The sequence below is a fragment of the Ruegeria sp. MALMAid1280 genome, assembly GCF_049195285.1.
Classification (GTDB): Bacteria; Pseudomonadota; Alphaproteobacteria; order Rhodobacterales; family Rhodobacteraceae; genus Ruegeria.
This window is the reverse complement of sequence record NZ_JBMIRT010000059.1, coordinates 835,627-857,749: the sequence shown is the minus strand read 5'-3', so window position 1 is coordinate 857,749 and position 22,123 is coordinate 835,627. Positions and strand designations below refer to the sequence as shown.

The 22,123-nt window shown below is 59.5% G+C and carries 23 protein-coding genes and 1 pseudogene; 13 read left to right on the top strand and 11 right to left on the bottom strand.

What is annotated here, in order from left to right:
* Nucleotides 1-89: 89 nt before the first annotated feature.
* Nucleotides 90-452, top strand: coding sequence for an SUF system Fe-S cluster assembly protein (locus ACOQFT_RS21125; protein WP_421599807.1), 363 nt, complete (start codon nt 90-92; stop codon nt 450-452).
* 230 nt (nt 453-682) lie between these two features.
* On the opposite strand, the gene ACOQFT_RS21120 is transcribed toward ACOQFT_RS21125, so the two are convergent.
* Nucleotides 683-937, bottom strand: coding sequence for a hypothetical protein (locus ACOQFT_RS21120; protein ID WP_421599806.1), 255 nt, complete (start codon nt 935-937; stop codon nt 683-685).
* Between the two features lie 242 nt (nt 938-1,179).
* On the opposite strand from ACOQFT_RS21120, the gene ACOQFT_RS21115 reads away from it, so the two are divergent.
* On the top strand, nt 1,180-1,545 hold the full coding sequence (locus tag ACOQFT_RS21115) for a HesB/IscA family protein (RefSeq protein WP_170324779.1): 366 nt from the start codon (nt 1,180-1,182) through the stop codon (nt 1,543-1,545).
* Here the strand turns inward: ACOQFT_RS21115 and ACOQFT_RS21110 are convergent.
* On the bottom strand, nt 1,542-2,453 hold the full coding sequence (locus tag ACOQFT_RS21110) for an isopenicillin N synthase family dioxygenase (protein ID WP_421599805.1): 912 nt from the start codon (nt 2,451-2,453) through the stop codon (nt 1,542-1,544). The genes ACOQFT_RS21115 and ACOQFT_RS21110 overlap by 4 nt on opposite strands.
* A gap of 124 nt (nt 2,454-2,577) precedes the next feature.
* Between ACOQFT_RS21110 and tpiA the strand changes: the two genes are divergently transcribed.
* Both tpiA and ACOQFT_RS21100 read left to right on the top strand, forming a co-directional pair.
* Nucleotides 2,578-3,327 (top strand): triose-phosphate isomerase, encoded by a 750-nt coding sequence (gene tpiA, locus ACOQFT_RS21105; RefSeq protein WP_421599804.1) that lies wholly within the window; start codon nt 2,578-2,580, stop codon nt 3,325-3,327.
* Nucleotides 3,328-3,503: 176 nt separating this feature from the next.
* Complete coding sequence (locus tag ACOQFT_RS21100) at nt 3,504-4,253, top strand: FkbM family methyltransferase (protein WP_421599803.1); 750 nt, start codon at nt 3,504-3,506, stop codon at nt 4,251-4,253.
* Nucleotides 4,254-4,369: 116 nt separating this feature from the next.
* On the opposite strand, the gene ACOQFT_RS21095 is transcribed toward ACOQFT_RS21100, so the two are convergent.
* The 6 genes from ACOQFT_RS21095 to ACOQFT_RS21070 all read right to left on the bottom strand — a co-directional run bounded on the left by ACOQFT_RS21095 (nt 4,370) and on the right by ACOQFT_RS21070 (nt 11,469).
* A complete protein-coding gene (locus ACOQFT_RS21095; protein WP_421599802.1) occupies nt 4,370-4,681 on the bottom strand; it encodes a DMT family transporter in 312 nt (103 codons plus the stop codon).
* Between the two features lie 288 nt (nt 4,682-4,969).
* The gene (locus ACOQFT_RS21090) at nt 4,970-6,346 is read right to left on the bottom strand and encodes a TRAP transporter large permease (RefSeq protein ID WP_421599801.1); all 1,377 of its coding nucleotides are present in this window, start codon (nt 6,344-6,346) and stop codon (nt 4,970-4,972) included.
* Nucleotides 6,346-7,023, bottom strand: a complete 678-nt coding sequence (locus ACOQFT_RS21085) for a TRAP transporter small permease (protein ID WP_421599800.1) — start codon at nt 7,021-7,023, stop codon at nt 6,346-6,348. The genes ACOQFT_RS21090 and ACOQFT_RS21085 overlap by 1 nt, the downstream gene beginning before the upstream one ends.
* A 112-nt stretch (nt 7,024-7,135) precedes the next feature.
* A complete protein-coding gene (locus ACOQFT_RS21080) occupies nt 7,136-8,137 on the bottom strand; it encodes a DctP family TRAP transporter solute-binding subunit (protein ID WP_421599799.1) in 1,002 nt (333 codons plus the stop codon).
* A gap of 372 nt (nt 8,138-8,509) precedes the next feature.
* Complete coding sequence (locus tag ACOQFT_RS21075; protein ID WP_421599798.1) at nt 8,510-9,739, bottom strand: sigma-54-dependent transcriptional regulator; 1,230 nt, start codon at nt 9,737-9,739, stop codon at nt 8,510-8,512.
* Nucleotides 9,736-11,469, bottom strand: coding sequence for a sensor histidine kinase (locus tag ACOQFT_RS21070; RefSeq protein ID WP_421599797.1), 1,734 nt, complete (start codon nt 11,467-11,469; stop codon nt 9,736-9,738). The genes ACOQFT_RS21075 and ACOQFT_RS21070 overlap by 4 nt, the downstream gene beginning before the upstream one ends.
* A 47-nt stretch (nt 11,470-11,516) precedes the next feature.
* Here ACOQFT_RS21070 and ACOQFT_RS21065 point away from each other — a divergent pair, with 47 nt between their 5' ends.
* Entirely contained in the window at nt 11,517-12,689 is a 1,173-nt protein-coding gene (locus tag ACOQFT_RS21065; protein ID WP_421599796.1) for a cytochrome P450, read from the top strand.
* Between the two features lie 6 nt (nt 12,690-12,695).
* Here the strand turns inward: ACOQFT_RS21065 and ACOQFT_RS21060 are convergent, their stop codons facing one another.
* The gene (locus ACOQFT_RS21060) at nt 12,696-13,175 is read right to left on the bottom strand and encodes an Lrp/AsnC family transcriptional regulator (protein ID WP_170442447.1); all 480 of its coding nucleotides are present in this window, start codon (nt 13,173-13,175) and stop codon (nt 12,696-12,698) included.
* Between the two features lie 171 nt (nt 13,176-13,346).
* On the opposite strand from ACOQFT_RS21060, the pseudogene cobA reads away from it, so the two are divergent.
* From cobA to infC, 7 genes and pseudogenes are all read left to right on the top strand, one after another.
* A pseudogene (gene cobA, locus ACOQFT_RS21055) lies at nt 13,347-14,093 on the top strand (uroporphyrinogen-III C-methyltransferase); the annotation flags it as partial.
* Nucleotides 14,093-14,407 (top strand): DUF2849 domain-containing protein, encoded by a 315-nt coding sequence (locus tag ACOQFT_RS21050; protein ID WP_421599795.1) that lies wholly within the window; start codon nt 14,093-14,095, stop codon nt 14,405-14,407. The pseudogene cobA and the gene ACOQFT_RS21050, both read left to right, overlap by 1 nt.
* Nucleotides 14,408-14,472: 65 nt before the next feature.
* A complete protein-coding gene (locus tag ACOQFT_RS21045) occupies nt 14,473-16,137 on the top strand; it encodes a nitrite/sulfite reductase (protein WP_421599794.1) in 1,665 nt (554 codons plus the stop codon).
* The gene (locus ACOQFT_RS21040) at nt 16,127-16,888 is read left to right on the top strand and encodes a phosphoadenylyl-sulfate reductase (protein WP_421599793.1); all 762 of its coding nucleotides are present in this window, start codon (nt 16,127-16,129) and stop codon (nt 16,886-16,888) included. Before ACOQFT_RS21045 ends, ACOQFT_RS21040 begins: the two co-directional genes overlap by 11 nt.
* A complete protein-coding gene (locus ACOQFT_RS21035) occupies nt 16,885-17,292 on the top strand; it encodes a DUF934 domain-containing protein (RefSeq protein ID WP_421599792.1) in 408 nt (135 codons plus the stop codon). Before ACOQFT_RS21040 ends, ACOQFT_RS21035 begins: the two co-directional genes overlap by 4 nt.
* 108 nt (nt 17,293-17,400) lie before the next feature.
* Nucleotides 17,401-18,234 carry a ferredoxin--NADP reductase gene (locus ACOQFT_RS21030; RefSeq protein ID WP_421599791.1) on the top strand — a complete coding sequence of 278 codons (834 nt, stop codon included), beginning with the start codon at nt 17,401-17,403 and terminating at the stop codon, nt 18,232-18,234.
* A gap of 159 nt (nt 18,235-18,393) precedes the next feature.
* Nucleotides 18,394-18,942, top strand: coding sequence for a translation initiation factor IF-3 (gene infC / locus ACOQFT_RS21025; RefSeq protein ID WP_421600078.1), 549 nt, complete (start codon nt 18,394-18,396; stop codon nt 18,940-18,942).
* Nucleotides 18,943-19,005: 63 nt separating this feature from the next.
* Here infC and ACOQFT_RS21020 read toward each other — a convergent pair whose 3' ends face one another.
* Both ACOQFT_RS21020 and ACOQFT_RS21015 read right to left on the bottom strand, forming a co-directional pair.
* Nucleotides 19,006-20,322 carry an aspartate aminotransferase family protein gene (locus ACOQFT_RS21020; RefSeq protein WP_421599790.1) on the bottom strand — a complete coding sequence of 439 codons (1,317 nt, stop codon included), beginning with the start codon at nt 20,320-20,322 and terminating at the stop codon, nt 19,006-19,008.
* Nucleotides 20,319-21,098, bottom strand: coding sequence for a 3-keto-5-aminohexanoate cleavage protein (locus ACOQFT_RS21015; RefSeq protein WP_421599789.1), 780 nt, complete (start codon nt 21,096-21,098; stop codon nt 20,319-20,321). Before ACOQFT_RS21015 ends, ACOQFT_RS21020 begins: the two co-directional genes overlap by 4 nt.
* An 87-nt stretch (nt 21,099-21,185) precedes the next feature.
* On the opposite strand from ACOQFT_RS21015, the gene ACOQFT_RS21010 reads away from it, so the two are divergent.
* Nucleotides 21,186-22,085 (top strand): MurR/RpiR family transcriptional regulator, encoded by a 900-nt coding sequence (locus ACOQFT_RS21010; protein WP_421599788.1) that lies wholly within the window; start codon nt 21,186-21,188, stop codon nt 22,083-22,085.
* Nucleotides 22,086-22,123: the final 38 nt, after the last annotated feature.

The following is a 22,123-nucleotide window of genomic DNA, read 5'->3' as shown; positions in this document are numbered from 1 at the left end:
GGGCGCCCCTCAAGGGGCGTCATTGCACCTCTGGACGCTGCCACAGGCTTTCCCTATATAATTGCTCAGGAACCAGACCCGAGGCACGAATGACTCATCCGAGTGAACAGCTGGAAGGCACGCCCCTGATTGCGCCTTCATCCATCGAGCACCCCCTGTACGACGCAGTGGTAGAAGCCTGCCGTACGGTGTTTGACCCGGAAATCCCGGTGAATATCTATGATCTGGGCCTGATCTACACGATCGACATCTCCCAAGAAAACGCGGTGAAAGTCATCATGACGCTTACCGCGCCGGGTTGTCCAGTCGCCGGGGATATGCCCGGCTGGATCGTCGAAGCGATCGAACCGGTCGCCGGTGTCAAGGAAGTTGACGTGGAACTGACATGGGAACCGCCCTGGGGCATGGAGATGATGTCCGACGAGGCGCGGCTGGAACTTGGCTTCATGTAAGCCGAACAGAATAGACCTTTGTCGCAAAAGATTTATTTTTCTGTCACCGATCCGTCGGAAAACTGTTACCGAAGCCAAGAATAGTCCCGGTGTGCTGATGCTCGCATCCCGATGAGAGCACAACTTCAACCGGGAGAAGCAATCGTCCCCCGCTTTACCCGGCCGGACGACGTGAATAAGAGACCGCTCTTGCCCGAGAGCGGTCTTTTTTTGTCAGGTAACTTAACTGGTTACTGAACACCGCACTTGGTTTTGATCTCGGCGGCTCTTTCATCCAATGCCTTGACGTAATCACCAGACAACATGGACAGTCTTTTGTTTTCGGTGCCCGTAACCAACCCCAGCAACGCGCCGGCTGGTGTAAGAGCGGCCACACTTTCAAGTTGCTGATCCTGCGCGTGCTTTTTCTCGGCCGCAATCGCGCGCAAATCGCCTTCGGCGGTGGCGCAGTTGACCGGATGTGTTTTTTGCGCGGTCTCGGCCACGGCAACACCTGCGGTTACCGCAAAAATTGACGCCAACACCATGTTTTTGCAAATAATTTTACAGTCAGCCATCCCATCTCACCTTATCTCAAAACGCATACGCTCAGCTAAGGTCACCTGATCTCAAAAGGCAAGCACCATTCAATGGGCGGCAGAAAAGTTAGGTAAGCAGCGCTGCTATGTCTTGAGCCATTGCCGTCTCAGCACTAGATTGGAGTCTACGCGCGACAACGGAGATCACAATGTTCGGCATTCCCGGCAAACAGGCCGTGACCATGACGCCCAAAGCGGCAGAGCAGATTGTCCGCCTGATGAAATCAGGTGGTCATGCTGGCCTGCGCATTGGCGTCAAAAAAGGCGGTTGCGCCGGCATGGAATACACCATGGACTATGTCGATCAGGCCGACGCGAATGATGAGGTCGTAGAACAGGACGGCGCGCGGGTCATGATCGCTCCGATGGCGCAGATGTTCCTGTTCGGGACCGAGATCGACTATGAGGTCTCGTTGTTGGAAGCCGGTTTCAAATTTCGCAATCCGAACGTTGTCGACGCCTGCGGGTGCGGCGAGTCGATCAAGTTCGACGAAGGGTTGACGCCCCAATCCTAAGATGCCTGAAGGTGGACGTAGGTCTCATTGAACCGGCGGGTCAGATGATCGCCGGCGCGAATGATCTGACCTGAGTTCGGCGGTGCCACGTTGGTATCGTAGGACGGATTGAAAAACAGCGGCACCGACAGGCGCTCCTGCGCGCCGCCCACTACTCGATGCAGAGTGGCCTTGACTTGCCCCGCCGTCCAGAACTCCAGCATTTCACCAAAGTTGATGATGAAGGTCCCTGGCGCGGCCTCGACCTTTGCCCAGCTTTGGTCGGGCATCCGCACCTCTAGCCCCGAGGTTCCGTCGGTCGCCAGCAGGGTCAGGCAGCCGTAATCCGTATGCGCGCCGATGCCAAAGTCGCGATCTCCGGCCCAGCCCGGGCGCTGAGGATAGTAGTTGCCGCGCAGCAGCGCCATCGGCGTATCAAACGCGGTATCAAAGCTGTTCTCTGCGCGCCCCAGCGCCACCGCGATCGCGCGCAGAACCCGCATCGCGACCGCGCAGGCATCCGTGTAATAGGCCTGAACTGTTTCCTTGAACGCGGGCGGATTATCCGGCCACAGGTTCGGGGCATAGACACCCAGATCCGCGTCGGCGTACAGACTGTTCGCAGGCAATTCATAGCCGCAGTCGAACACTTCCTTAAAGTCAGGATTTGCTTCCGGATCGACCTGCTCGGACCGTGACGCGCCCCAGCCGCGGTTGGCCCCGGTCAACGCCATATCGACCCGTTTCTTCTGGGCCTCGGGCAAGTGAAAGAACGCGCGATACGCGCTCAGAACCTGACGCACGCGGTCGCGGTCCAGCCCGGTGTTCGAGACGGTCAGGAACCCCACCTCACCCACCGCGCGCACCAGCTTGCCAAGCTCGGCGGGATCGCGTTGGTCCAGTTTTGTCAGATCAAGGTTTTCGATCATACGCCCGTTCCTTTCTGCGCGCGGACACTGCCGTTTTGCGGTCCGCTCTGCAACCAGAATTGTCAGTCCCGACTGGCGATGCTATCCGGTTCGAAGAACGACTATATTGCAGGGAGATCGGGACATGCGGCGTAAGCTGGCGGCTGGCAATTGGAAAATGAACGGAACCACGGCAGCTCTGAGCGAATTGTGGGCTCTGGCCCGTGCCTTCCCTTCTCCGACCGTGGACGTGCTGATCTGCCCGCCCGCAACCCTGCTGCACCGCGCCGCCGAGGCCGTGCGGGAAACGGGAATCACCGTTGGCGGACAGGATTGTCACGCGGCAACGTCCGGCGCGCATACTGGCGATATCAGCGCGGACATGCTGGTGGATGCCGGGGCAAGCGCGGTCATTCTGGGCCATTCCGAGCGCCGCGAGGATCACGGCGAACAGAACGAAGACGTGCGCGTCAAAGCCCGTACGGCCATGGATGCCGGGCTGAAGGCGATCATCTGCGTCGGCGAAAGCCTTGAACAGCGCGAGGCCGCCAATACGCTGGACATCATCGGCGGCCAGATGTCGGGCTCGATCCCTGACCAGTCGACGGGTGAAAACCTGATTGTCGCCTATGAACCGATCTGGGCCATTGGCACCGGCAAGGTCCCCACGCTGGACGAAATCGGCGAAGTTCACGACTTTATCCGCGCCCGCCTGGAACGGCGTTTCGGTGAAGGCGTTGGTCGTTCTGTCCGCCTGCTTTACGGCGGCTCGGTCAAACCATCCAATGCGACCGATATCTTTGGTGTGTCAAACGTGGATGGAGCGCTGGTCGGAGGTGCCAGCCTGAAGGCCGCAGACTTTGCCGCAATCGTCGAAGCATTGGAGAAAGCCTGAGCGCTTCTCGTCTGATTTTACCCGGCGGGGGAAGAATTAGTTGAATTCGCTCGCCTCATCGCCAAACTCTCGCTTGAGGAATATTACCCGGACCAGAATCATATTTGATCTGCAGCAGTTATGCTTCCCGGCGCACCAACTAGATACCCCGCACTTTCGCCGATTAAAGGAACACTATGAAAAGCAGTCAGCGCCACCCAAGCAAGATTTCGCTTCTTCATCAGCTTCGTGATGCCGATTTTCCTATCGAGTGCGTGCTGGATGTCGGCATCCACTTTGGCACACATGAATTGATGGCCGCATTTCCCGAAAAGAAGCACTATCTTTTTGAACCCATTGAAGAACATTTTGAATCCATCGAAAAAGTCTACAGCGGCGCAAACATAGATTTCGAACTTAACAAAGTCGCGGTATCCAACGCTGACGGGACCGCGCAGCTGACGGTCTCGACCGTCGTGCAGGGGCAAGACGTCACACATGCAAGGTTTGCACACAGCGAAGCACCGACCGAAACACTACGCACGGTGCCGACGCTAAAGCTCGACACCTTTGTCGCGGAACAGGCTCCGGCTGCCCCATTTCTGTTGAAAATTGACGTCGATGGGGCCGAAGAAATGATTCTGGAGGGGGCTCAAGAAGCGATGAAACATTGCTCGGTTCTGATCCTTGAATCTCCACGGGATAAAATATTCGATCGAATGCAACTGGCGATGGCCGCAGGTTTCGAGCTATTGGATATAATCGACTTTTGCTACTATGACGGTTACCTGGTTCAAGTGGACCTTGTGCTCATCAACCCAAAATACGCGCCACCCAACTTTGTGAACATCTTCCATGGTGGTTTCACCCTCGACAAATGGCACCAATACGTACCGTCATCCAAGAAAAAGCGCCGACTGTCCCGCTTGTTCAGGAAACGAAAGTAACAAAGGGAATGACCGAAGATCCGGAACTGCACAGCGTTTGTTCAGACCGGCCTTAGGTATCATTGGCTGGCAAATGCCCGAACAGGAGGCAAAGTGGTCTGCTACATCCTGCCCGGTCACGCGATCTTCATGACAATCAGGCCTGACACGATCAGGACCGCGGCGCCGATGCGCAAAGGGGTCAGGGCCTCACCCAGAAACGCCGCGCCGACCAAGAACGCACCCACCGCGCCGATACCGGTCCAGATGACGTAAGCCGTTCCAAGCGGCAGCGTACGCATGGCAAGGGCCAGCAACCCGAAAGAGCCGATCATGGACACGCCCATGACGGCCGTTGGCCACAGCCGGGTGAAACCGGCCGATTGCTTCATGGCCACGGCCCACACGATTTCAAGCAGGCCAGCGAAGAGCAGAAAAATCCAGGACATCAGGATACCTCAATCCAGTTCGGGTCGTCCCGAATGATCACCCAATGCGGAGAGGTCGTCCTCTGACCCTCAGGTAAGACGTCGCGCCCAGCGTTCAAGGGCGCAAGGTCTGTTGAACCAAAACAATTACAAAACCGTAATGCTCTGGTTGCATTGCGCCCATTCCGCCGCTGCCGCGCGTTTGGGGCCGTCGGTTTGGTTCGGCAATACCCGCCGACATACAGTACCTGAACGAATAAAGCCGGGCCCTTGCGCGGACCCGGCTTATCTTTTGCTTGACTGAACCCGTTAGTTGGTCACAATTTCCGGCCCCATAAAGGTGTTGGGCAGGAAGGTCGATATCCAAGGGATATACGTCACCATAATCAAAAAGACGAACAGCACCGCCAGGAACGGCAGCGCCGCCTTTACGACTTTCATCATCGGCATCCCGGCCACGCCAGATGTCACGAACAGGTTCAGACCAACCGGAGGCGTGATCATCCCGATCTCCATGTTGACCACCATGATGATCCCCAAATGGATCGGGTCGATGTCCAGTTCAATTGCAATTGGGAACACCAGAGGCGCGACGATCACCAACAGGCCCGAAGGCTCCATGAACTGACCGCCGATCAGCAGAATGACGTTCACCACGATCAGGAAGGTCACCGGCCCCAAGCCTGCGGACAACATGGCGTTGGCGATGTGCTGCGGCACCTGCTCATCCGTCAGCACGTGCTTGAGGATCAGCGCGTTGGCGATCACGAACAGCAGCGTGACGGTCAGCTTGCCGGCCTCGAACAGCGTGTGCTTGGTATCCGGATGGAAGAACGCCGTCAGCAGCGCATAGGGCTTTTTCAGCAGCGGCAGATTCTTCTCTCCGTCCTCGGTGCTGAGCGGCCCCATGTCCTTGTAGACAAAGCTGGCGATGAAGAAGGCATAGACGGCAGCCACCGCAGCGGCTTCGGTCGGGGTGAAGATACCGCCATAGATACCACCCAGGATGATGACGATCAGGAACAGACCCCAACCGGCTTCGCGCGCCGAGGTGAAGACTTCGCCCCAACCTTTCCACTCACCCTTCGGCAGGTTCTTGACCTTGGCCATGACATAGATGGTGATCATCAGCATCAGACCCGCCATTAGGCCTGGAATGACCCCCGCCAGGAACATGCGCCCAACCGAAACCTCAACAGCTGCGGCATAGACAACCATCACGATCGACGGCGGGATCAGAATGCCCAGCGTACCGGCGTTACAGATCACACCAGCGGCGAATTCCTTGGAATAGCCCACCTGACGCATCCCGGCGATAACGATCGAGCCGATGGCCACCACGGTCGCCGGAGACGACCCGGACAGGGCTGCGAACAGCATACAGGCAAAGACACCCGCAATCGCCAGACCGCCCGGCAGATGCCCCACACAGGCAATCGAAAACCGGATGATCCGCCGCGCCACGCCGCCGGTGGTCATGAAGGACGAGGCCAGAATGAAGAACGGGATCGCCAGCAGGGTAAAATGCCCCTCGAACGCCTCGAACAGAGTGCCCGCGACCGAAGCCAGCGAACTGTCGGAATAGATCAGCAGGAACAAGGTCGAGCTGAGGCCCAGAGCCACCGCAATCGGTACCCCGATCAGCAGCAGGCCGATGACCATCGAGAAAAGGAGGATAACGTCCATCAGTCATGCTCCCCCTGCTGAGCCCGGACCTCTTCGATCTCGTCCTCGACTTCATGGCTGGCAACAAGCCGATCGGTTTCACCGCGCCAGATTTGCACAGCGACCTGGGTAAACCGGATCACGAGCAGAAGCATTGAAACCGGCAGCACCAGATAGGGCACTACCTTCGGTAGCTTCTCGTACCCTTCACCATAGTTGATCAGGTCTTCCAGAAACCGCAGCGGCGCGACCATGGGGATGTCATCGACCTCATAGAAACTCTGGCTGCGCGCGCCGGTGTCAAACCCGGTCGGGAACCAGCGGCCCGAGGTTGGTGGAAGGTCCGCAAAGACGGCCCAATAGTCGTAGGCGCCCTTCAGCATCAGCAGCGAAAACACCAGACAGCAGCCAACCGCGATCAGCGCCAGGATCCGGCGCGGTGCCGGGGGCAGCATGTTCAGGATGGCATCCACACCCAGATGCGCGTGCTTCTTTACCGCATAGGACGCGCCCAGCAGCACCAGCCAGCCAAAAGTGAACACCGTCAACTCAAGCGCCCACAGGATGTTGGAATTAAATACGAACCGCGCGATCACATTGGCAAATGTCACGGCCGTCATCAGGCCCAGCAACAACGCGATCAGGGTTTCTTCGATATGGTCGACCAGCCCGCCTTGGCCGGGTTTCGCACCAGACATCTTTCCGTCCCCGCATTTTTTGTGATGAGAGTGATTGGGGCGGGCCTTTAACGGCCCGCCCAGCCTGCGCGTCGCATACTCCCCAGTCCCTGACGCGCGGCCTGAACCGGCATCAGAACCCGGCGTTGATGGCCTGAGCGGCGTCGATCTTGTCCTGGCCCACATCGTCGGCGAACTGGTCCCAGACCGGTTTCATCGCATCAACCCAGGCCTGACGCTGCTCGGGGTTCAGGTCACGAATGATGCCGCCCGCATCGGTGATTGAGGCCTTGGCCGCTTCGTTCACTGCAAAGGCTTCCTTGTTCCGGGTTTCGGTGACTTCGGCCAGAATGGTCAGGAACTGGTCGCGCACTTCCGGGTCCAGGCTGTCCAGCCAGTCAACCGAGGTCACAACCAGATAGTCGATGATACCGTGGTTGGTCTCGGTGATGCCGTCCTGAACCTCAAAGAACTTCTTGCCATAAATGTTCGACCATGTGTTCTCCTGCCCATCGACAACGCCCTGCTGCAGCGCGCCATAGACTTCCGAGAACGCCATCTTTTGCGGGCTGCCGCCGATGGCTTCCATCTGCGCCACCAGCACGTCCGAGGACTGAACGCGGAACTTCAGACCGTCTGCATCCGACGGATCAACCAGAGGCTTGTTCGCCGACATCTGTTTCATGCCGTTGTGCCAGAAGGCCAGCCCCTGCAAGCCGCGGCGCTGCATACTGTCCTTCATCGCCTGACCGTCATCCGAAGCCTGGAATGCGTCCACGGCTTCGATGTTCTTGAACATGAACGGCAGATCGAACAGACGGAACTGCTTGGTGAACTTTTCAAATTTCGACAGCGAGGGCGCGGCCAGCTGCACGTCGCCCTGCAGCATCGCCTCCAGCACCTTGTCGTCGTTATAGAGCGTCGAGTTCGGATAGACCTCAATGCACATCACGCCGTTCATCTCGTCATTCACGCGCTGTTCCAGCAGCGATGCCGCAATGCCCTTGGGGTGCTTGTCAGTGTTCGTCACATGCGCGAACTTCACGACAATCTCACCGTCCTCGCAGGCCGCCATGCCTGCTGTTGCGGTTACGGTCAGTGCAATTGCCGTAGCAGCCGTTGTCAGGAATTTCATCAGTCTTTTCCTCCCAGACTTCCTCATTCGTCCCATTGGCACCTGATTGGTGCCGCATGAGGCGAAGTGAACCGAATCGAAGGTTATGGCTCAACGTTTTGTTTCCTGTCGCGCAATTGCGGGATTTATCTCTTTAAAACAGCGCATTAAAATGATCAAATCAGACTTCCCTTTTAAACCCCATCACCCATTGTGCGAATTTTCGCACAAACTCCACACCTCTTGTGCGGAAATCCGCACTCATATCGAATCAGTGCCGAAGAATCATACCGTTGACAGATCACACCACGCGCAGCCCGCGCCAGCGGGCTGCCCGGCCCAACGCCATTAACCGCATGTTAATGCGGTCAAAGGGGGCGGGAGACATTCTGATCACCTGCGATAATCTTCGGGGCGAATCTGGTACCGGGTCAGCTTGTCATAGAACGTCTTGCGCGGCAGCTTCAGCGCCTTTGCCGCATCCGAGGCCTTGCCATTGTGCCGACCCAACGCCGCAATCAGCAATGAACGCTCCACACGCGCCATCTGTTCGCTCAACCCCAGATCAGTGGCCTGCGCGACCTCTTCCGGCATTCCCAGCACAAACCGCATGGCCGCCGACATCAGAGAACGCGCGTTCCCCGGCCAGTCGCTGGCCATCAATGAGGCCAGATGTTCCGAAGATATCTCAGGCTCGGCAATACCTGCCTGCTCGGCCGCCTGCGCCACATAGTGGCGAAAGATCACCGGAATGTCCTCGGGCCGCTCGGCCAAGGACGGGATGCGCACCCGCATCACATCCAGCCGATAGAACAGGTCCGCGTGAAACCGCCCCTCTGCGGACAGCACTGACAAATCCGCCGTCGTGCCGGCCAGAATACGCGCGCCGACCCCCTGCTCGACCGCCTCCAGCGCGGCGTATTGCGTCGCCTCGGGCATTGCCGATATCTCGTCCAGGAACAGCGACCCTCCGGCCGCATCCTCGCAGACCTGAACCAACGCATCGGGCGTCAGACCGGACGACGGGCGCTTTACAAACGGCCCTTGCCCCTGCGGCGACATCAGATGCACGACCTCGGCCACTTTGGAAATCCCGCTGCCCGCAGGACCGGTGACCAGAACCTCGGCCCGGGTGGGCGCAACGCTCCGCACGCGCTCTCTCAACGCTTCGGCCTGAGCGGACAGACCGAACAACAGCCGCGCAGCCGGGTCGCCACGTTCCAGCTCGCGTTTCAGCGCACGCTGCTCCAGAACCTGCGTTCGCGCGGCAAAGGCCTTGCCCAGAACCTCCAGCAGGTCGGCTGCGGCACAGGGCTTTTCCAGAAAGTCGAACGCTCCCTGCCCCATCGCGCGCACGGCCATCGGAATGTCGCCCTCACCGGTCAACAGGATGACCGGAAGGTCCGGGTCAATCTCATGCGCGTAGGTCAGCAGATGAAACCCATCCCGCCCCGGCATCCGGATGTCCGAAACGATCACTCCGGGGAAATCGGCGCGGATGTGATCCTTGGCCGCCACGAACGACCCCGCCGAAACCGGAGCGTAATCGGCCAGTTCCAGCGTCTGCGCCAGCGCCTCGCGCACAGCGGCGTCATCGTCGACCAATAAAACCTTGCGGGTCATGCCACCTCATCTTCCCGGTAATACTCAAGCTCAACGGTGAACACCGCGCCGGTCTGCGCGTTCGAACCGCGAATATTGCCCCCGAAACTCTGGACCAGACCATAGGAAATCGAAAGGCCCAGCCCCATCCCCTCGGACGACCCAACCGCCTTGGTCGAATAGAAGGGTTCGAACAGTTTTTCGGTGTTTTCAATGCCCGGACCGATATCGCGCACCGTAACGGTCAGCCTGTCTCCGGCCTCGATCGCGATACCGATAAGGCGCTCATCCTGCCGGCTCATCGCGTCCGCGGCGTTGTTGATCAGGTTGACAAACACCTGCACCAACCGCACCTCGCCGCCCCACGCATGAACCGGCCCGTCGGGCGGCTGCCAGTCCATCGTCACCCCTTCGGCGCGAAGACGCGCCTCGGTCAGTTCCACGGCCGTGTCGATCACCTGCACCAGATCGACCTTGCCCATCGGTTCGCTTTCGTTGCGGGCAAAAGCGCGCAGGTTCTTGATGATCCGCGCCATCCGGGCGGCCATGTCGGAAATGCGCGTCAGATTCTCGGCAGCCTTTTCCCCGCGCCCCCGCGTCAGGAAGGCCGTCCCGTTATCGGCAAACTGCCGGATCGCCATCAGGGGTTGGTTCAGCTCATGACTGATACCCGCCGACATCTGCCCCAGGGCGCTTAGCTTACCGGCCTGAATAAGCTCTTCCTGCGCTTGTTTCAGCGCGGTCTCCGCTTCCTGCCGCTCGTGCACCTCACGCCGCAAAGCTGTGTTGGCTGCGGTCAAGGCGCGGGTACGCTGTGCAACGCGGCTTTCCAGAACTGCGTTGGCTTCGGCCAGAGTCCGTCTGCGTTCCGTCGCCAGAAACAGCAACGCGCCGAAGGCCAGACAGATCGCGGCAACAGTTGCCGCCTGCAACCCGGCCAGACGCCGGGCCGGGGCGACATCGACCAACACCTCTGCCGTCATGTCTATCACAGGCAGATCAAGCATCAGATGCAACGCGCGGCCTGGCAGGTAGCGACCCCAGTTGAGCCTCCACAGTTCATGCGGTCCGACCCGAGTCGAGGCGAAAGCAACTTCTCCGCCCTCTGGCGGCGTCAGCCCCTGTTGCCCGTCGGCACGATGCCAGAACAACAGATCGGACCGGTTCGAGATAAAGACCACCCCGCGTCCATCGGTAAAGAACACCGCCTCGGTACTGCCACGCCAGGTCTGTTCCACATCCTGTACGTCCGCCACCACCATTAACGCGCCTTCGACCCGGCCGGAGGCGTCAAAGGTGGGGGCCGCATAGGAATAGATCCGGTCGCCGCTGAACGGCAGCACTTCGTGTGCATTGCCCAATGCCCCCTGCAACGCACGCTGGAAGGCAGGGTGCCCCGCCATATTGTCTTGCTGAACCGGTTGCGCCGAGACCAATACCTGACCGCTCTGATCCAGATACATCATGTTCACGGCCGCGGTCTTGTCCGCCACGTCCAGCAGTATCGACCGGGCGACCTGTTGCTGGGCCGGGGTATCAAGTGTCCGCAAGGCCGGATGATTTGCCATCAGCACCGCCAGTTCCTGATAGACCTGCATCTGAGTGCTTAGCCGGTCGGCCGCCAGCTCAAGGTCGGCCTCGGCTTTTTCGCTCAGCTGCGACAGCGCCTGCCGATAGCCGTAGGACCACACTCCGGCGGACAACAGCCCGACGGCACACAGAAATCCAAGGATCACCCAAACCCGTTGCATGGTATAGGGTCTTGCATTCAGCGGACCGCATGGCAAGTCTGTGCCGCATGAAGACACTGTTCCAATCCCCACTCGATCCGGGTTTCGTGCAAAACCCCTATCCATTTTATGATAACGCCCGCTCGCACGGGGACCTTGTCTATTGGAAGGATTACCAAAAAGTTGCGGCTGTCTCGCACCGGGCCGTGCAGGCTTTGCTGAAGGATCGCCGCTTCGGTCGCGAGGTGCCCGCCGAGTTGCAACGCCCCCGCCCCGCGCATCTGGCCCCATGGCTGACGGTCGAGGCGCATTCATTGCTCGAGGCTGAACCACCCCGCCACACCCGGTTACGGGCGCTGGTCGTGCGCGCCTTTACCTCGCGCGCAATCTCGGCGCTGGAGCCGTCCATTCGAGACCTCAGCCACAGCCTGATCGACCGCTTTCCAGACGCACCCTTTGATCTGCTGGAGACATTCTGTTCGCAAGTCCCGGTCATCACGATCTGCTGCCTGCTAGGTGTGCCCGAGGGGATGTCGCCCGATCTGCTGCGCTGGTCTCATGCCATGGTGGCGATGTATCAGGCCAGTCGGACGCGCGAAACCGAAGACGCAGCCGCTGCCGCTGCACAGGATTTCACTGATTTCCTCGATGATTACATCCAGCAGCGCCGCAGCAATCCGCGCGACGACCTGATCACCCGCCTGATCGCCGCCGAGGAAGACGGCGAGAAGCTCTCACATGACGAGCTTGTCGCCACCTGCATCCTGCTGCTGAACGCCGGGCATGAGGCCACGGTTCATTCGCTGGGAAATGGCGTGAAAACTCTGCTGCAAATGGGAATCGACCCACGCGCCCATGCGATAGACGGTTTGATCGAAGAGATCCTGCGCTACGACCCGCCGCTGCACATGTTCACCCGGTATGCCTATGAAGAGGCCGAGCTATTTGGCCATACCTTCCACCGTGGCGATGAGGTTGCGCTGTTGCTGGGGGCTGCGAACCGGGACCCATCGGTCTGGGCCGATCCGGACCGTTTCGACCCCACCCGGCCGATCGTGACCAATACCAGCTTCGGCGGTGGGTTGCATTTTTGCGTCGGCGCCCCGCTGGCGCGGTTGGAGATGCGGATTGCCCTGACGGCCCTGTTCGATCGCTGCCCGAACCTGCGTCTGTGCGCCGGTCCGGAATATTCCAACACCTACCATTTCCGCGGCCTGACCCGGCTGATGGTGCGGGTTTGACTGGTCTCAGCTTTCGATCAGCGCGTTCAACGGCAGCATGGTGGTGGATTTGATCTCCTCCATCGACAGCAGCGCGGTCACGTTGTGGACGCGCACCTCGGAAATCAGGGTCTGATAGAATTCGTCATAGGCCCGCGCATTCTTGACCCGCACTTTGAGGATATAGTCGATGTCGCCCGCCAACCGGTGCGCCTCTTGCACTTCGGGGCGATCCCGCAGGGCTTTGAGGAACTTGCGCTGCCAGTCGGCCTCATGTTCCGAGGTTCGGATCAGAACAAAAAAAGTCGCCTCGAAACCCAGCGCTTCGGCGTCCAGCAAAACGGTCTGCTGGCCGATGACACCGGCCCCTTTCAGCTTGCGAATGCGATTCCAGACAGGGGTCTTGGAACTGCCGACACGGGCTGCTATTTCGTCCAGCGATTGGCTGGCGTCGCGCTGTAGCTCGACCAGAATTTTCCGATCCGTGTCATCAATCCGCACCGACATTCCAATTTTCCCTTCGTTTCGAAACTCGCGTCCCAGATCGAGGCATTGACGGAACGTTTGTTCTTATTTAAGCGCCCATATAGCGTTATACCGGGAATATTTCCTATATTGCAAGCCAAGTCAAACCAAGCGGAACCACACATGCAGCTTACGCATTCATATGATGGCACAGGGCACGTCGACTTTGTTGGCGCGGGTCCGGGCGATCCGGAATTGCTGACGCTCAAGGCGCTGAATGCCTTTGAGCGCGCTGACGTCGTTCTGCATGACCGTCTGATCAGCGCCGAGGTTCTGGAACTGGCGGGCAAGTCCGCTTTTCTCGTTGACGTTGGCAAGGCGGGCTTTGGTCCCTCGTGGAAACAGGAAGACATAGACGCGTTGCTGGTCGACTACGCCGTGAAAGGCCACCATGCCGTACGCCTGAAATCGGGTGACCCGACGGTGTTTGGCCGTCTGGACGAAGAGATCGAAGCGGTCGAGGCTGCAGGCATCTCTTGGCAGATCGTGCCTGGCATCACCGCGGCATCGGCTGCGGTTGCAGGAATTGGTCAAAGCCTGACCCGCCGGGGCCGCAATTCCTCGGTACGGTTCCTGACCGGCCACGACATGAAAGGCTTTGCCGATCACGATTGGACCGCGCTGGCGCGTCCGGGTTCTGTCGCGGCGATCTATATGGGCAAGAAATCCGCCCGTTTCATTCAGGGCCGCCTGATCATGCATGGCGCCGACCGCGATACGCCGGTGACGCTGGTGGAAAACGCCTCACGCCCCGATCAACGCATTCTGGCCACGACGCTGGACCAGTTGCCCACCGATCTGAACGCCGCCGAAATGGACGGCCCCACCCTGACCTTTTACGGCCTTTCCCCGCGCCAAGCGGCCAAGGCCCTGACCGAATTCAAGAAGGAGCACGCCTGATGGCCCGCGCTTTTACCCCCAAAGTCATCACCGCCAACGACCTGCTGGAAGGCGACGTCATTTACCTGACCGAAGACGACCGCTGGTCGCGTAAGCTGTCCGATGCCGAGTTGATCACGGATGAAGCCCACGCACAGGTCCGTCTGCTGGACGCCACGCGTCAGGCCAGCAAGATCGTCGGTGCTTATCTAGCTGACGCCGTCGCAGGCGACAACGGCCCCGAACCCACTCATTTCCGCGAGGAGTTCCGCCGCACCGGACCCTCGAACTATGCCCATGGCAAGCAGGAATCAGCAACGCAGCCCCGGGCCTGATCCTCGGCCCTCTCTCTCCCCTTCATGGCCCCAAGGTTCGGGGCTGCAACCAAGGACAGCTAATCATGTATCGCTACTCCGAGTTCGACACAGCATTTTTGGCAAAACGTAACGCGCAGTTCCGCGCGCAGGTCGAGCGCCGCATTGACGGCTCGCTGACCGAAGACGAATTCAAACCCCTGCGCCTGATGAACGGCCTGTATCTGCAGCTGCACGCCTACATGCTGCGGGTCGCCATCCCCTATGGCACGCTAAACAGCGCGCAGATGCGCCAACTGGCCCTGCTGGCCGAGAAGTGGGACAAGGGCTACGGCCATTTCACCACCCGTCAGAACATCCAGTACAACTGGCCGAAACTGAACGATGTGCCGGATATGCTGGACGCGCTGGCCGAGGTAGGTATGCACGCCATCCAGACCTCGGGCAACACCATCCGCAACGTGACCGCCGACCATTTCGCCGGTGCCGCCGCGGATGAGGTCGCCGACCCCCGCCCTTATGCCGAACTGCTGCGCCAGTGGTCGACCGACCACCCGGAATTCCAGTTCATGCCGCGTAAGTTCAAAATCGCCATCACCGGCTCGGAAAACGACCGCGCCGTGATCAAGGCACACGATATCGGCCTGCAACTGGTCGAGCGTGACGGAGTTCTGGGCGCCCGCGTCATCGTCGGTGGCGGTCTGGGCCGTACACCCATGATCGGCAAGGAACTGTCCGAGTTCGTCGCCTTTGACGACCTGTTGGCATATCTGGAAGCCACCGTTTCCGTGTGGAACCAGATCGGTCGCCGCGACAACAAGTACAAAGCGCGCATCAAGATCACCGTGCACGAAAACGGCATCGACACCATCCGCGCCAAGGTCAACGAGCGTTTCCTGCAGGTTCGCCCGCAGTTCAAGGGCGCCGACATGAACCTGCTGGACGAGATCAAGGGCCTCTTCGCTGCACCTGCCTTCCGCGAAGGCTCGGTTGCGTCGTTCGAGAGCGCCTACACCAATGACCCGGTCTTCCGCGCGTGGGTCGACACCAACATCGCGCCGCACAAAAATGCGGACCACGCGATTGTAACGATCTCGATCAAGAAGCACGGTGCAACGCCGGGTGATGCAACTGCCGAGCAGATGCGCGTAATGGCCGATCTGGCCGAAGAGTTCGCCTATGACGAACTGCGCATCAGCCATGAGCAGAACGTGATCCTCCCGCATGTCCACAAGTCGGACCTGCCCGGGATTCACGCGAGGCTGAAGGAACACGAACTGGCAACCGCCAATATCGGCCTGATCAGCGACATCATCGCCTGCCCCGGTATGGACTACTGCGCGCTGGCGACGGCCCGTTCGATCCCGGTCGCGCAGGAAATCGCGACCCGCTTCGAAGACCTCAAGCTGGAGCACGACATCGGTCATCTGAAGATCAAGATCTCGGGCTGCATCAACGCATGTGGTCACCACCACGTGGGTCATATCGGCATCCTGGGTCTGGATCGCGCTGGCGTCGAAAACTACCAGATCACTCTGGGTGGCGACGGCACCGAGAACGCGGCCATTGGCGACCGCACCGGTCCGGGCTTTGCCTATGATGAAATCGTGCCTGCGGTTGAACGCATCGTCGACACCTATCTGGAACAACGCGAAAGCAGCGAGGAGACATTCCTGCAGACCTATCGTCGGGTAGGCATGGCGCCGTTCAAATCGGCCCTCTACCCCGAGGCGCAGGCCAATGCCGCTTGACCTGATCCAGACGGAACTGGGTAAGGATCGAAGCGAACTGACCGAAAGGGTCGAGGCGCTGAACGCCCAGTTCCGCCACCACAGCGCCCATGACGTTATGCATGGCGCTTTGGAGGAGATTGACGAGCTTGCGCTGGTCTCAAGCTTTGGCGCGGAATCGGTGGTGTTGCTGCACATGGCGGCGGTGGTAAACAAGATGACCCCGGTGTTGTTCGTGGACACTCAGATGCTGTTCACCGAAACGCTGGAATACCAGCAGGAGGTCAGCGAACGTCTGGGCCTGAAAAACGTCCACGTCATCCGCGCCGAGGATGAGGACGTTCAGCGCGACGACCCTTATGGCGCGTTGCGTTTGCGGGACATGGATGCGTGCTGCAACCTGCGCAAGACCTTCCCGCTGCAGCGGGCATTAATGGGCTATGACGGCTGGATTACCGGCCGCAAACGGTTTCAGTCCGGCACCCGCGCCGCGCTCGAGTTCTTTGAGGTCGAGGACGGCACTGGCCGGATCAAGGTCAACCCGCTGGCCCATTGGGCGCCCGCGGACGTGCGTGCCTATATGGATGAAAACAACCTGCCCCGGCATCCGCTGGTGGCCAAAGGTTACCCCTCGATCGGCTGTGCGCCCTGCACATCGCCGGTCAAAGAAGGCGAAGACCCCCGCGCCGGACGCTGGCGCGACCAGAACAAGGAAGAATGCGGCATCCATTTTGTCGATGGCAAAATGGTGCGCGCCGGAGAGAAAACATGAACGTAATCGTATCGGATACGGGGTTCGCCCCTGATGACTGGACCGACGGCTTTGTCACGCTGGAGGACGCGGCCAATGATGTGGTCGCGCTGGATGTGGCCTCGGACACCGACCCGGATGAGCTGATTGACCGTCTGGGCGGCGCGCAGATGGTGCGCGTGGACTTTCCGTCCTCGGCCGATGGTCGTGGCTTTACCATTGCTCGCGTTCTGCGGCTGAAAGGCTATACCGGCCGTCTGCGCGCAAAAGGTCACGTGCTGGCCGATCAATATGCCATGGCGCGCCGCAGCGGTTTTGACGAAGTCGAGATCGACGAGGCTCTGGCCGCCCGTCAACCCGAAGATCAGTGGCTGGCCCGCGCCAACTGGAAAGACCACAGCTATCAGGCCCGCCTGCGCGGCTAAGACCGCCAACCGCCAGCTTAAATTGAGGAAAGGGGCAATCTGCCCCTTTTCCTGATGTGGATCAAAGCTTAAACGGAGATGTCGGTTTAGCAGACCGGCAGTGAAACGATGACAGAGATGAAGCCCGTGACCGAAGCAACCGCCGTAAAGGCCCCCGTTCTGCCGGACGCCCAAACCGTAACGGACGTCAAACACTGGACCGACAGCCTGTTCTCGTTCAAGGTGTCGCGCCCTGCCTCGCTGCGGTTCCGCTCGGGCGAGTTCGTGATGATCGGCCTGCTGGGCGACAACGGCAAACCCCTGCTGCGCGCCTATTCGATCGCCTCGCCGTCCTGGGACGAAGAGCTGGAGTTCTACTCGATCAAGGTGCAGGACGGTCCGCTGACCTCGAAACTGCAACACATCAAGGCGGGTGACCAGATCATCCTGCGTCCCAAGCCCGTCGGCACTCTGGTCCACGACGCCCTGCTGCCCGGCAAGCGTCTGTGGTTCTTTGCCACCGGCACCGGCTTTGCGCCCTTCGCCTCGCTTCTGCGCGAGCCGCAAACCTATGAAGACTATGATGAGGTCATCATTACCCATACCTGCCGCGAAGTAGCAGAGTTGGAATATGGCCGTCAGCTGATCGAAAACATCCGCCAGGACGAAATGCTGGCCGAGCTGATTGGCGAAGGTTTTGCGGACAAGATCCGCTATTACCCGACCACCACGCGGGAAGAGAGCCCCAAGATGGGCCGCATCACCAACCTGCTGAAAAACGGCACCGTGTTTGCCGACCTGGGCATCGAGGGCGGCATCCAGCCGGAAACCGACCGCGCCATGGTTTGTGGCTCGCTGGCCTTCAACCTGGACATCAAGGCCATTCTGGAAGAGTTCGGCCTGCGCGAAGGCGCCAATTCCGAGCCCAAGGAATTCGTGATCGAAAAGGCCTTTGTCGGCTGATCCAAATGCGCGGGCCGCTGGAATGGTCGTAGCCCGCGCATAAACCTGCTGTTAAACCTGATTTATTCAGCCCATTCGGCAAGGTTGGCGCTTGAATCAGGACGCGCAGCAGTCTAAATTCCGGGCTCGAAATTCTGCAATTATCAAAGGAATGAACCCATAGCCCGCAGACCTCACAACGCGCCGCCGCAACGAGACACTGGCCCGCGCGTCAATGACAAGATCCGTGCCCCCGAAATTCGCCTGATTGGCGCCGAAGGTGAAAATGTCGGGGTGGTTCATCCCGCTAAAGCCATGCAGATGGCCGCCGATGTCGGTCTCGATTTGGTCGAGATTTCGCCCAACGCGAACCCGCCGGTCTGCAAAATCATGGATTTCGGCAAGTTCAAGTACGAACAGCAGAAACGCGAAAGCGAAGCCCGCAAGAAACAAAAGATCATAGAGGTGAAAGAGGTCAAATTTCGACCCAACACCGACACCCATGACTATGACGTCAAAATGCGGAACGTGTTCAAGTTTTTGGAAAACGGTGACAAGGTCAAAGTTACCCTGCGCTTCCGTGGTCGCGAAATGGCGCACCAAAATCTGGGCCGCGAGCTGCTGGAACGTGTGGCAGAAGACATCAAGGATCTGGGCAAGGTCGAGAACATGCCCAAGATGGAAGGCCGTCAGATGATCATGATGATCGGGCCCCTGCCGCAGAAATAAGGTCTTAATCCGTCCTAAGTTTCAAAGCCCCCTCATGCGAGGGGGCTTTTCTTTTCCCGGCCGTCAGATCACCGCTGATATTGTCTTGCTCAGCTTTCCGACCAATTCGTCAATCTGCGCCTCATCGATGATGAACGGTGGTGCCAAAAGGATATGGTCGCCCAAACGCCCGTCGCGAGTGCCGGACATCGGATAACAGATCAGACCTTCGGCCAAGGCGGCCTTTTTGATCTTACCCGCCACACCGAGCGAAGGGTCGAACGGCGTTTTGGTGTTGCGATCAGCGACCAGTTCAATGCCTCGGAACAGGCCGCGCCCCCGAATATCCCCGACATTGGGATGCTGTCCCAGCGCGGCTTCAAGTGCCGATTGTAGCTTTTCGCCCAGAACCCCCGCCCTCGCAGGCAAATCACGCCCGGTCAGTTCGCGGACAACGGCCAGTGCCGCCGCGGTCGCGACCGGGTGGCCAATATAAGTGTGACCGTGCTGAAAAAAACCGGACCCATCGCGGATCGCATCGTAAATCCTGCCGGTGCACATCATCGCTCCGATCGGCTGATATCCGGCCCCCAACCCTTTGGCGATGCACAGGATATCCGGCGCCACCTCGTCATGATCGCAGGCGAACAGATGTCCCGTCCGGCCCATGCCACACATCACCTCATCCAGAATCAACAGCACGCCATACTGGTCGCAGATTTCGCGGATGCGTTTGAAGTACCCCTCGACCGCAGGCACCGCGCCCAGAGTCGCCCCCACGACCGGTTCGGCCATGAAGGCCATCACGGTCTCGGGCCCAAACCGCAGGATTTCGGCCTCCAGTTCATTGGCCACGCGCTGACCGTAGTCATGGCTGCTCTCATTGTCCGGCTTTTCCGCGTATTCATAGCAGGGCGCAATATGGGTCATGTCGATCAGCATCGGCGCGAACTGCGCCCGTCGCCACGCGTTCCCACCAGCCGACAAAGCACCCAGAGTATTGCCATGATAGCTTTGCCGCCGGGCAATCACATGCCGCCGCTCGGGCTGGCCGATCTCCAGATAATACTGCCGCGCCAATTTGATCGCCGCCTCGGTCGCTTCGGACCCGCCCGAAACGAAATACACCCGGTCCAGATCGCCCGGTGCCTTTTCAACCAGCAAATCCGCCAGCGCCTCGGCTGGTTCCGAGGTCATGAAGCCGGTATGGGCAAAGGCAATCTTTTTAACCTGCTCCTGCACAGCCCGGATCACCGCCGGATCGGAGTGGCCCAGACAGGACACGGCAGCGTCCCCACAATCCAGATACCGACGGCCCTGCGTGTCGATCAGATAGCACCCGTCGCCTCCTGCCGCGACCGGCAAGTCCGATTTCGTGTGGCGTGGAAATACGTGACTCATTCGACTGCCCTTTCCAACATGGCAACAAGCGCCGTCACCGACGCGGCATTGTCTTTCCAAAGGTTTCCGTCCTGATCGGTCAGGCTGTTTTCAAAGCCCACCCGAACGTCTCCGCCGTACCGGGTCGCGTGCGCCAGACACGCATGTTCCAGCGCGCCAAAAGCACAAACCATCCAGGGCGATGCGGCTTGGGGAAACTGGTCCAGATCCTGCGGCGAGGATTGCTGATCGGACGTATACCGCCCCAGGACCAAAAGACGATCCAGCTGACCGTCCCGCACAACCCCGGCTTCGCGCCACTGCACCAGCAGCGCGGCGTCTTCGGCATCGTAGAGAATGTGCTGCACCCGCGTTCCCTGCTCTGCGCACAGCCCATAGACACGTGACGCCAACTCTGGCGCCCGCGCAATTTCCCGCACGGACACCGAGGCCCAACCGGGCCGCACCTGCTCCAGACAGGCCAGTTGGGTGGGCACATCGAACAGACCCGCAGCCTCGGTCGTGATCTGAACGTCCATCTCCGGAACAACCCGGCGCAGTTCAGCCATCGTTTCCAGATATTGACCGGCGTCCAGAGAATGCTGCCCCCGCATGTCCCGAATGTGCAAATGCAGCCCATGCGCGCCAGCCTCAAAACAAGTACGCGCGGTCTCAACAATCTGATCAATCGAAACGGGCAATTCCGGATGATCCGAACGCCCCCGCCGCGCACCATTCGGAGCGACCAGCACATAGGGACGACGGGCGGTTTCGGTTTTTGTTTGCGTGTCTGACATGCTCATACCTCGGGTAGCATTTGCCATCTAATCCAGCGTGTGACGTTTTTTACTTGTTATTTTCATAACATTTGTTTTTCTTCCTTGATGGAAAACACGCCAAACCAGATCACCGACCGCTTGCGTCATGATATCGGGCAAATGCCTTCGGCCCTGCAGGCGGCCGCCAAGTACGTCATCGACCATCCCGGAGATTTCGGGCTGGACTCGATCCGGACTACGGCGACCAGAATCGGCGTCAGCTCGAATGTTCTGGTCCGGCTGGCACACCGCATGGGGTTTGACAGTTTCGAAGCCTTCCGCGCCCCTTTCCGCAACGCCTTGGTCACGGACCGCGAAGGCGAATTGGGGCAGGACTGGTTAACCACCCTGCAAACCCAAGACGCCTTCAGCAACACGCAGGCCAAACTGGCCCAGAACGAACAGAATATCGTCGCCCGATCCTTACGCCTGATGAAACCCGAAAAGGCGCGCGAGGCGGTCCGGCACATCGAGACATCCCGCAGGTGTTTCGTCACGGCGACGCGTGCAAGCTACGCGCTGGCCTATTACTTTTCCTACACGGGCCGTATGGCGCATCCGGGCATCCAACTGGTGCCACGCCATATCGGGTCCGCTGCGGACGACCTGCTGGATGCCGACCAAAACGATTGTCTGGTCGCCATCACCGTCCACCCCTATTCCGCAGACACCATCCAATCGATGCGGTTCGCAAAACAACGCGGGTTACGCCTGATCCTGATCTCGGACAGTGACGTGATAGCCCCCGGGGTCGAACCCGACATCGCCTTCACCGTCAGCACCCGCGCCCTGTACCCGTTTTCCTGTTTCACCGGAGCGATGGCGGTGCTGGAATGCCTGTTGGGCCACCTCTTCGATGCCGGAGGCGACGCGGCCCGCCATCGGATCGACGCCTACCAAAAGGCACGCGAGGATACCGGGGCCTATTGGCAACCGGCAAAACCGCCAAGACTGCGCCGCACGTAATAAACCCCGGCCTCAAACCGGGGCTTTGTTCCCTAACC

Coding starts and splice junctions, on each gene's coding strand:
- ACOQFT_RS21125 (WP_421599807.1), top strand. CDS start 90: ATGACTCATCCGAGTGAACAGCTGGAAGGCACGCCCCTGATTGCGCCT.
- ACOQFT_RS21065 (WP_421599796.1), top strand. CDS start 11,517: ATGAAGACACTGTTCCAATCCCCACTCGATCCGGGTTTCGTGCAAAAC.
- ACOQFT_RS21070 (WP_421599797.1), bottom strand. CDS start 11,469: ATGCAACGGGTTTGGGTGATCCTTGGATTTCTGTGTGCCGTCGGGCTG.
- ACOQFT_RS21030 (WP_421599791.1), top strand. CDS start 17,401: ATGACAGAGATGAAGCCCGTGACCGAAGCAACCGCCGTAAAGGCCCCC.
- ACOQFT_RS21060 (WP_170442447.1), bottom strand. CDS start 13,175: ATGTCGGTGCGGATTGATGACACGGATCGGAAAATTCTGGTCGAGCTA.
- tpiA (WP_421599804.1), top strand. CDS start 2,578: ATGCGGCGTAAGCTGGCGGCTGGCAATTGGAAAATGAACGGAACCACG.
- ACOQFT_RS21075 (WP_421599798.1), bottom strand. CDS start 9,739: ATGACCCGCAAGGTTTTATTGGTCGACGATGACGCCGCTGTGCGCGAG.
- ACOQFT_RS21080 (WP_421599799.1), bottom strand. CDS start 8,137: ATGAAATTCCTGACAACGGCTGCTACGGCAATTGCACTGACCGTAACC.
- ACOQFT_RS21045 (WP_421599794.1), top strand. CDS start 14,473: ATGTATCGCTACTCCGAGTTCGACACAGCATTTTTGGCAAAACGTAAC.
- ACOQFT_RS21020 (WP_421599790.1), bottom strand. CDS start 20,322: ATGAGTCACGTATTTCCACGCCACACGAAATCGGACTTGCCGGTCGCG.
- ACOQFT_RS21050 (WP_421599795.1), top strand. CDS start 14,093: ATGGCCCGCGCTTTTACCCCCAAAGTCATCACCGCCAACGACCTGCTG.
- ACOQFT_RS21035 (WP_421599792.1), top strand. CDS start 16,885: ATGAACGTAATCGTATCGGATACGGGGTTCGCCCCTGATGACTGGACC.
- ACOQFT_RS21090 (WP_421599801.1), bottom strand. CDS start 6,346: ATGGACGTTATCCTCCTTTTCTCGATGGTCATCGGCCTGCTGCTGATC.
- ACOQFT_RS21115 (WP_170324779.1), top strand. CDS start 1,180: ATGTTCGGCATTCCCGGCAAACAGGCCGTGACCATGACGCCCAAAGCG.
- ACOQFT_RS21015 (WP_421599789.1), bottom strand. CDS start 21,098: ATGTCAGACACGCAAACAAAAACCGAAACCGCCCGTCGTCCCTATGTG.
- ACOQFT_RS21110 (WP_421599805.1), bottom strand. CDS start 2,453: ATGATCGAAAACCTTGATCTGACAAAACTGGACCAACGCGATCCCGCC.
- ACOQFT_RS21100 (WP_421599803.1), top strand. CDS start 3,504: ATGAAAAGCAGTCAGCGCCACCCAAGCAAGATTTCGCTTCTTCATCAG.
- ACOQFT_RS21085 (WP_421599800.1), bottom strand. CDS start 7,023: ATGTCTGGTGCGAAACCCGGCCAAGGCGGGCTGGTCGACCATATCGAA.
- ACOQFT_RS21095 (WP_421599802.1), bottom strand. CDS start 4,681: ATGTCCTGGATTTTTCTGCTCTTCGCTGGCCTGCTTGAAATCGTGTGG.
- ACOQFT_RS21010 (WP_421599788.1), top strand. CDS start 21,186: ATGGAAAACACGCCAAACCAGATCACCGACCGCTTGCGTCATGATATC.
- ACOQFT_RS21040 (WP_421599793.1), top strand. CDS start 16,127: ATGCCGCTTGACCTGATCCAGACGGAACTGGGTAAGGATCGAAGCGAA.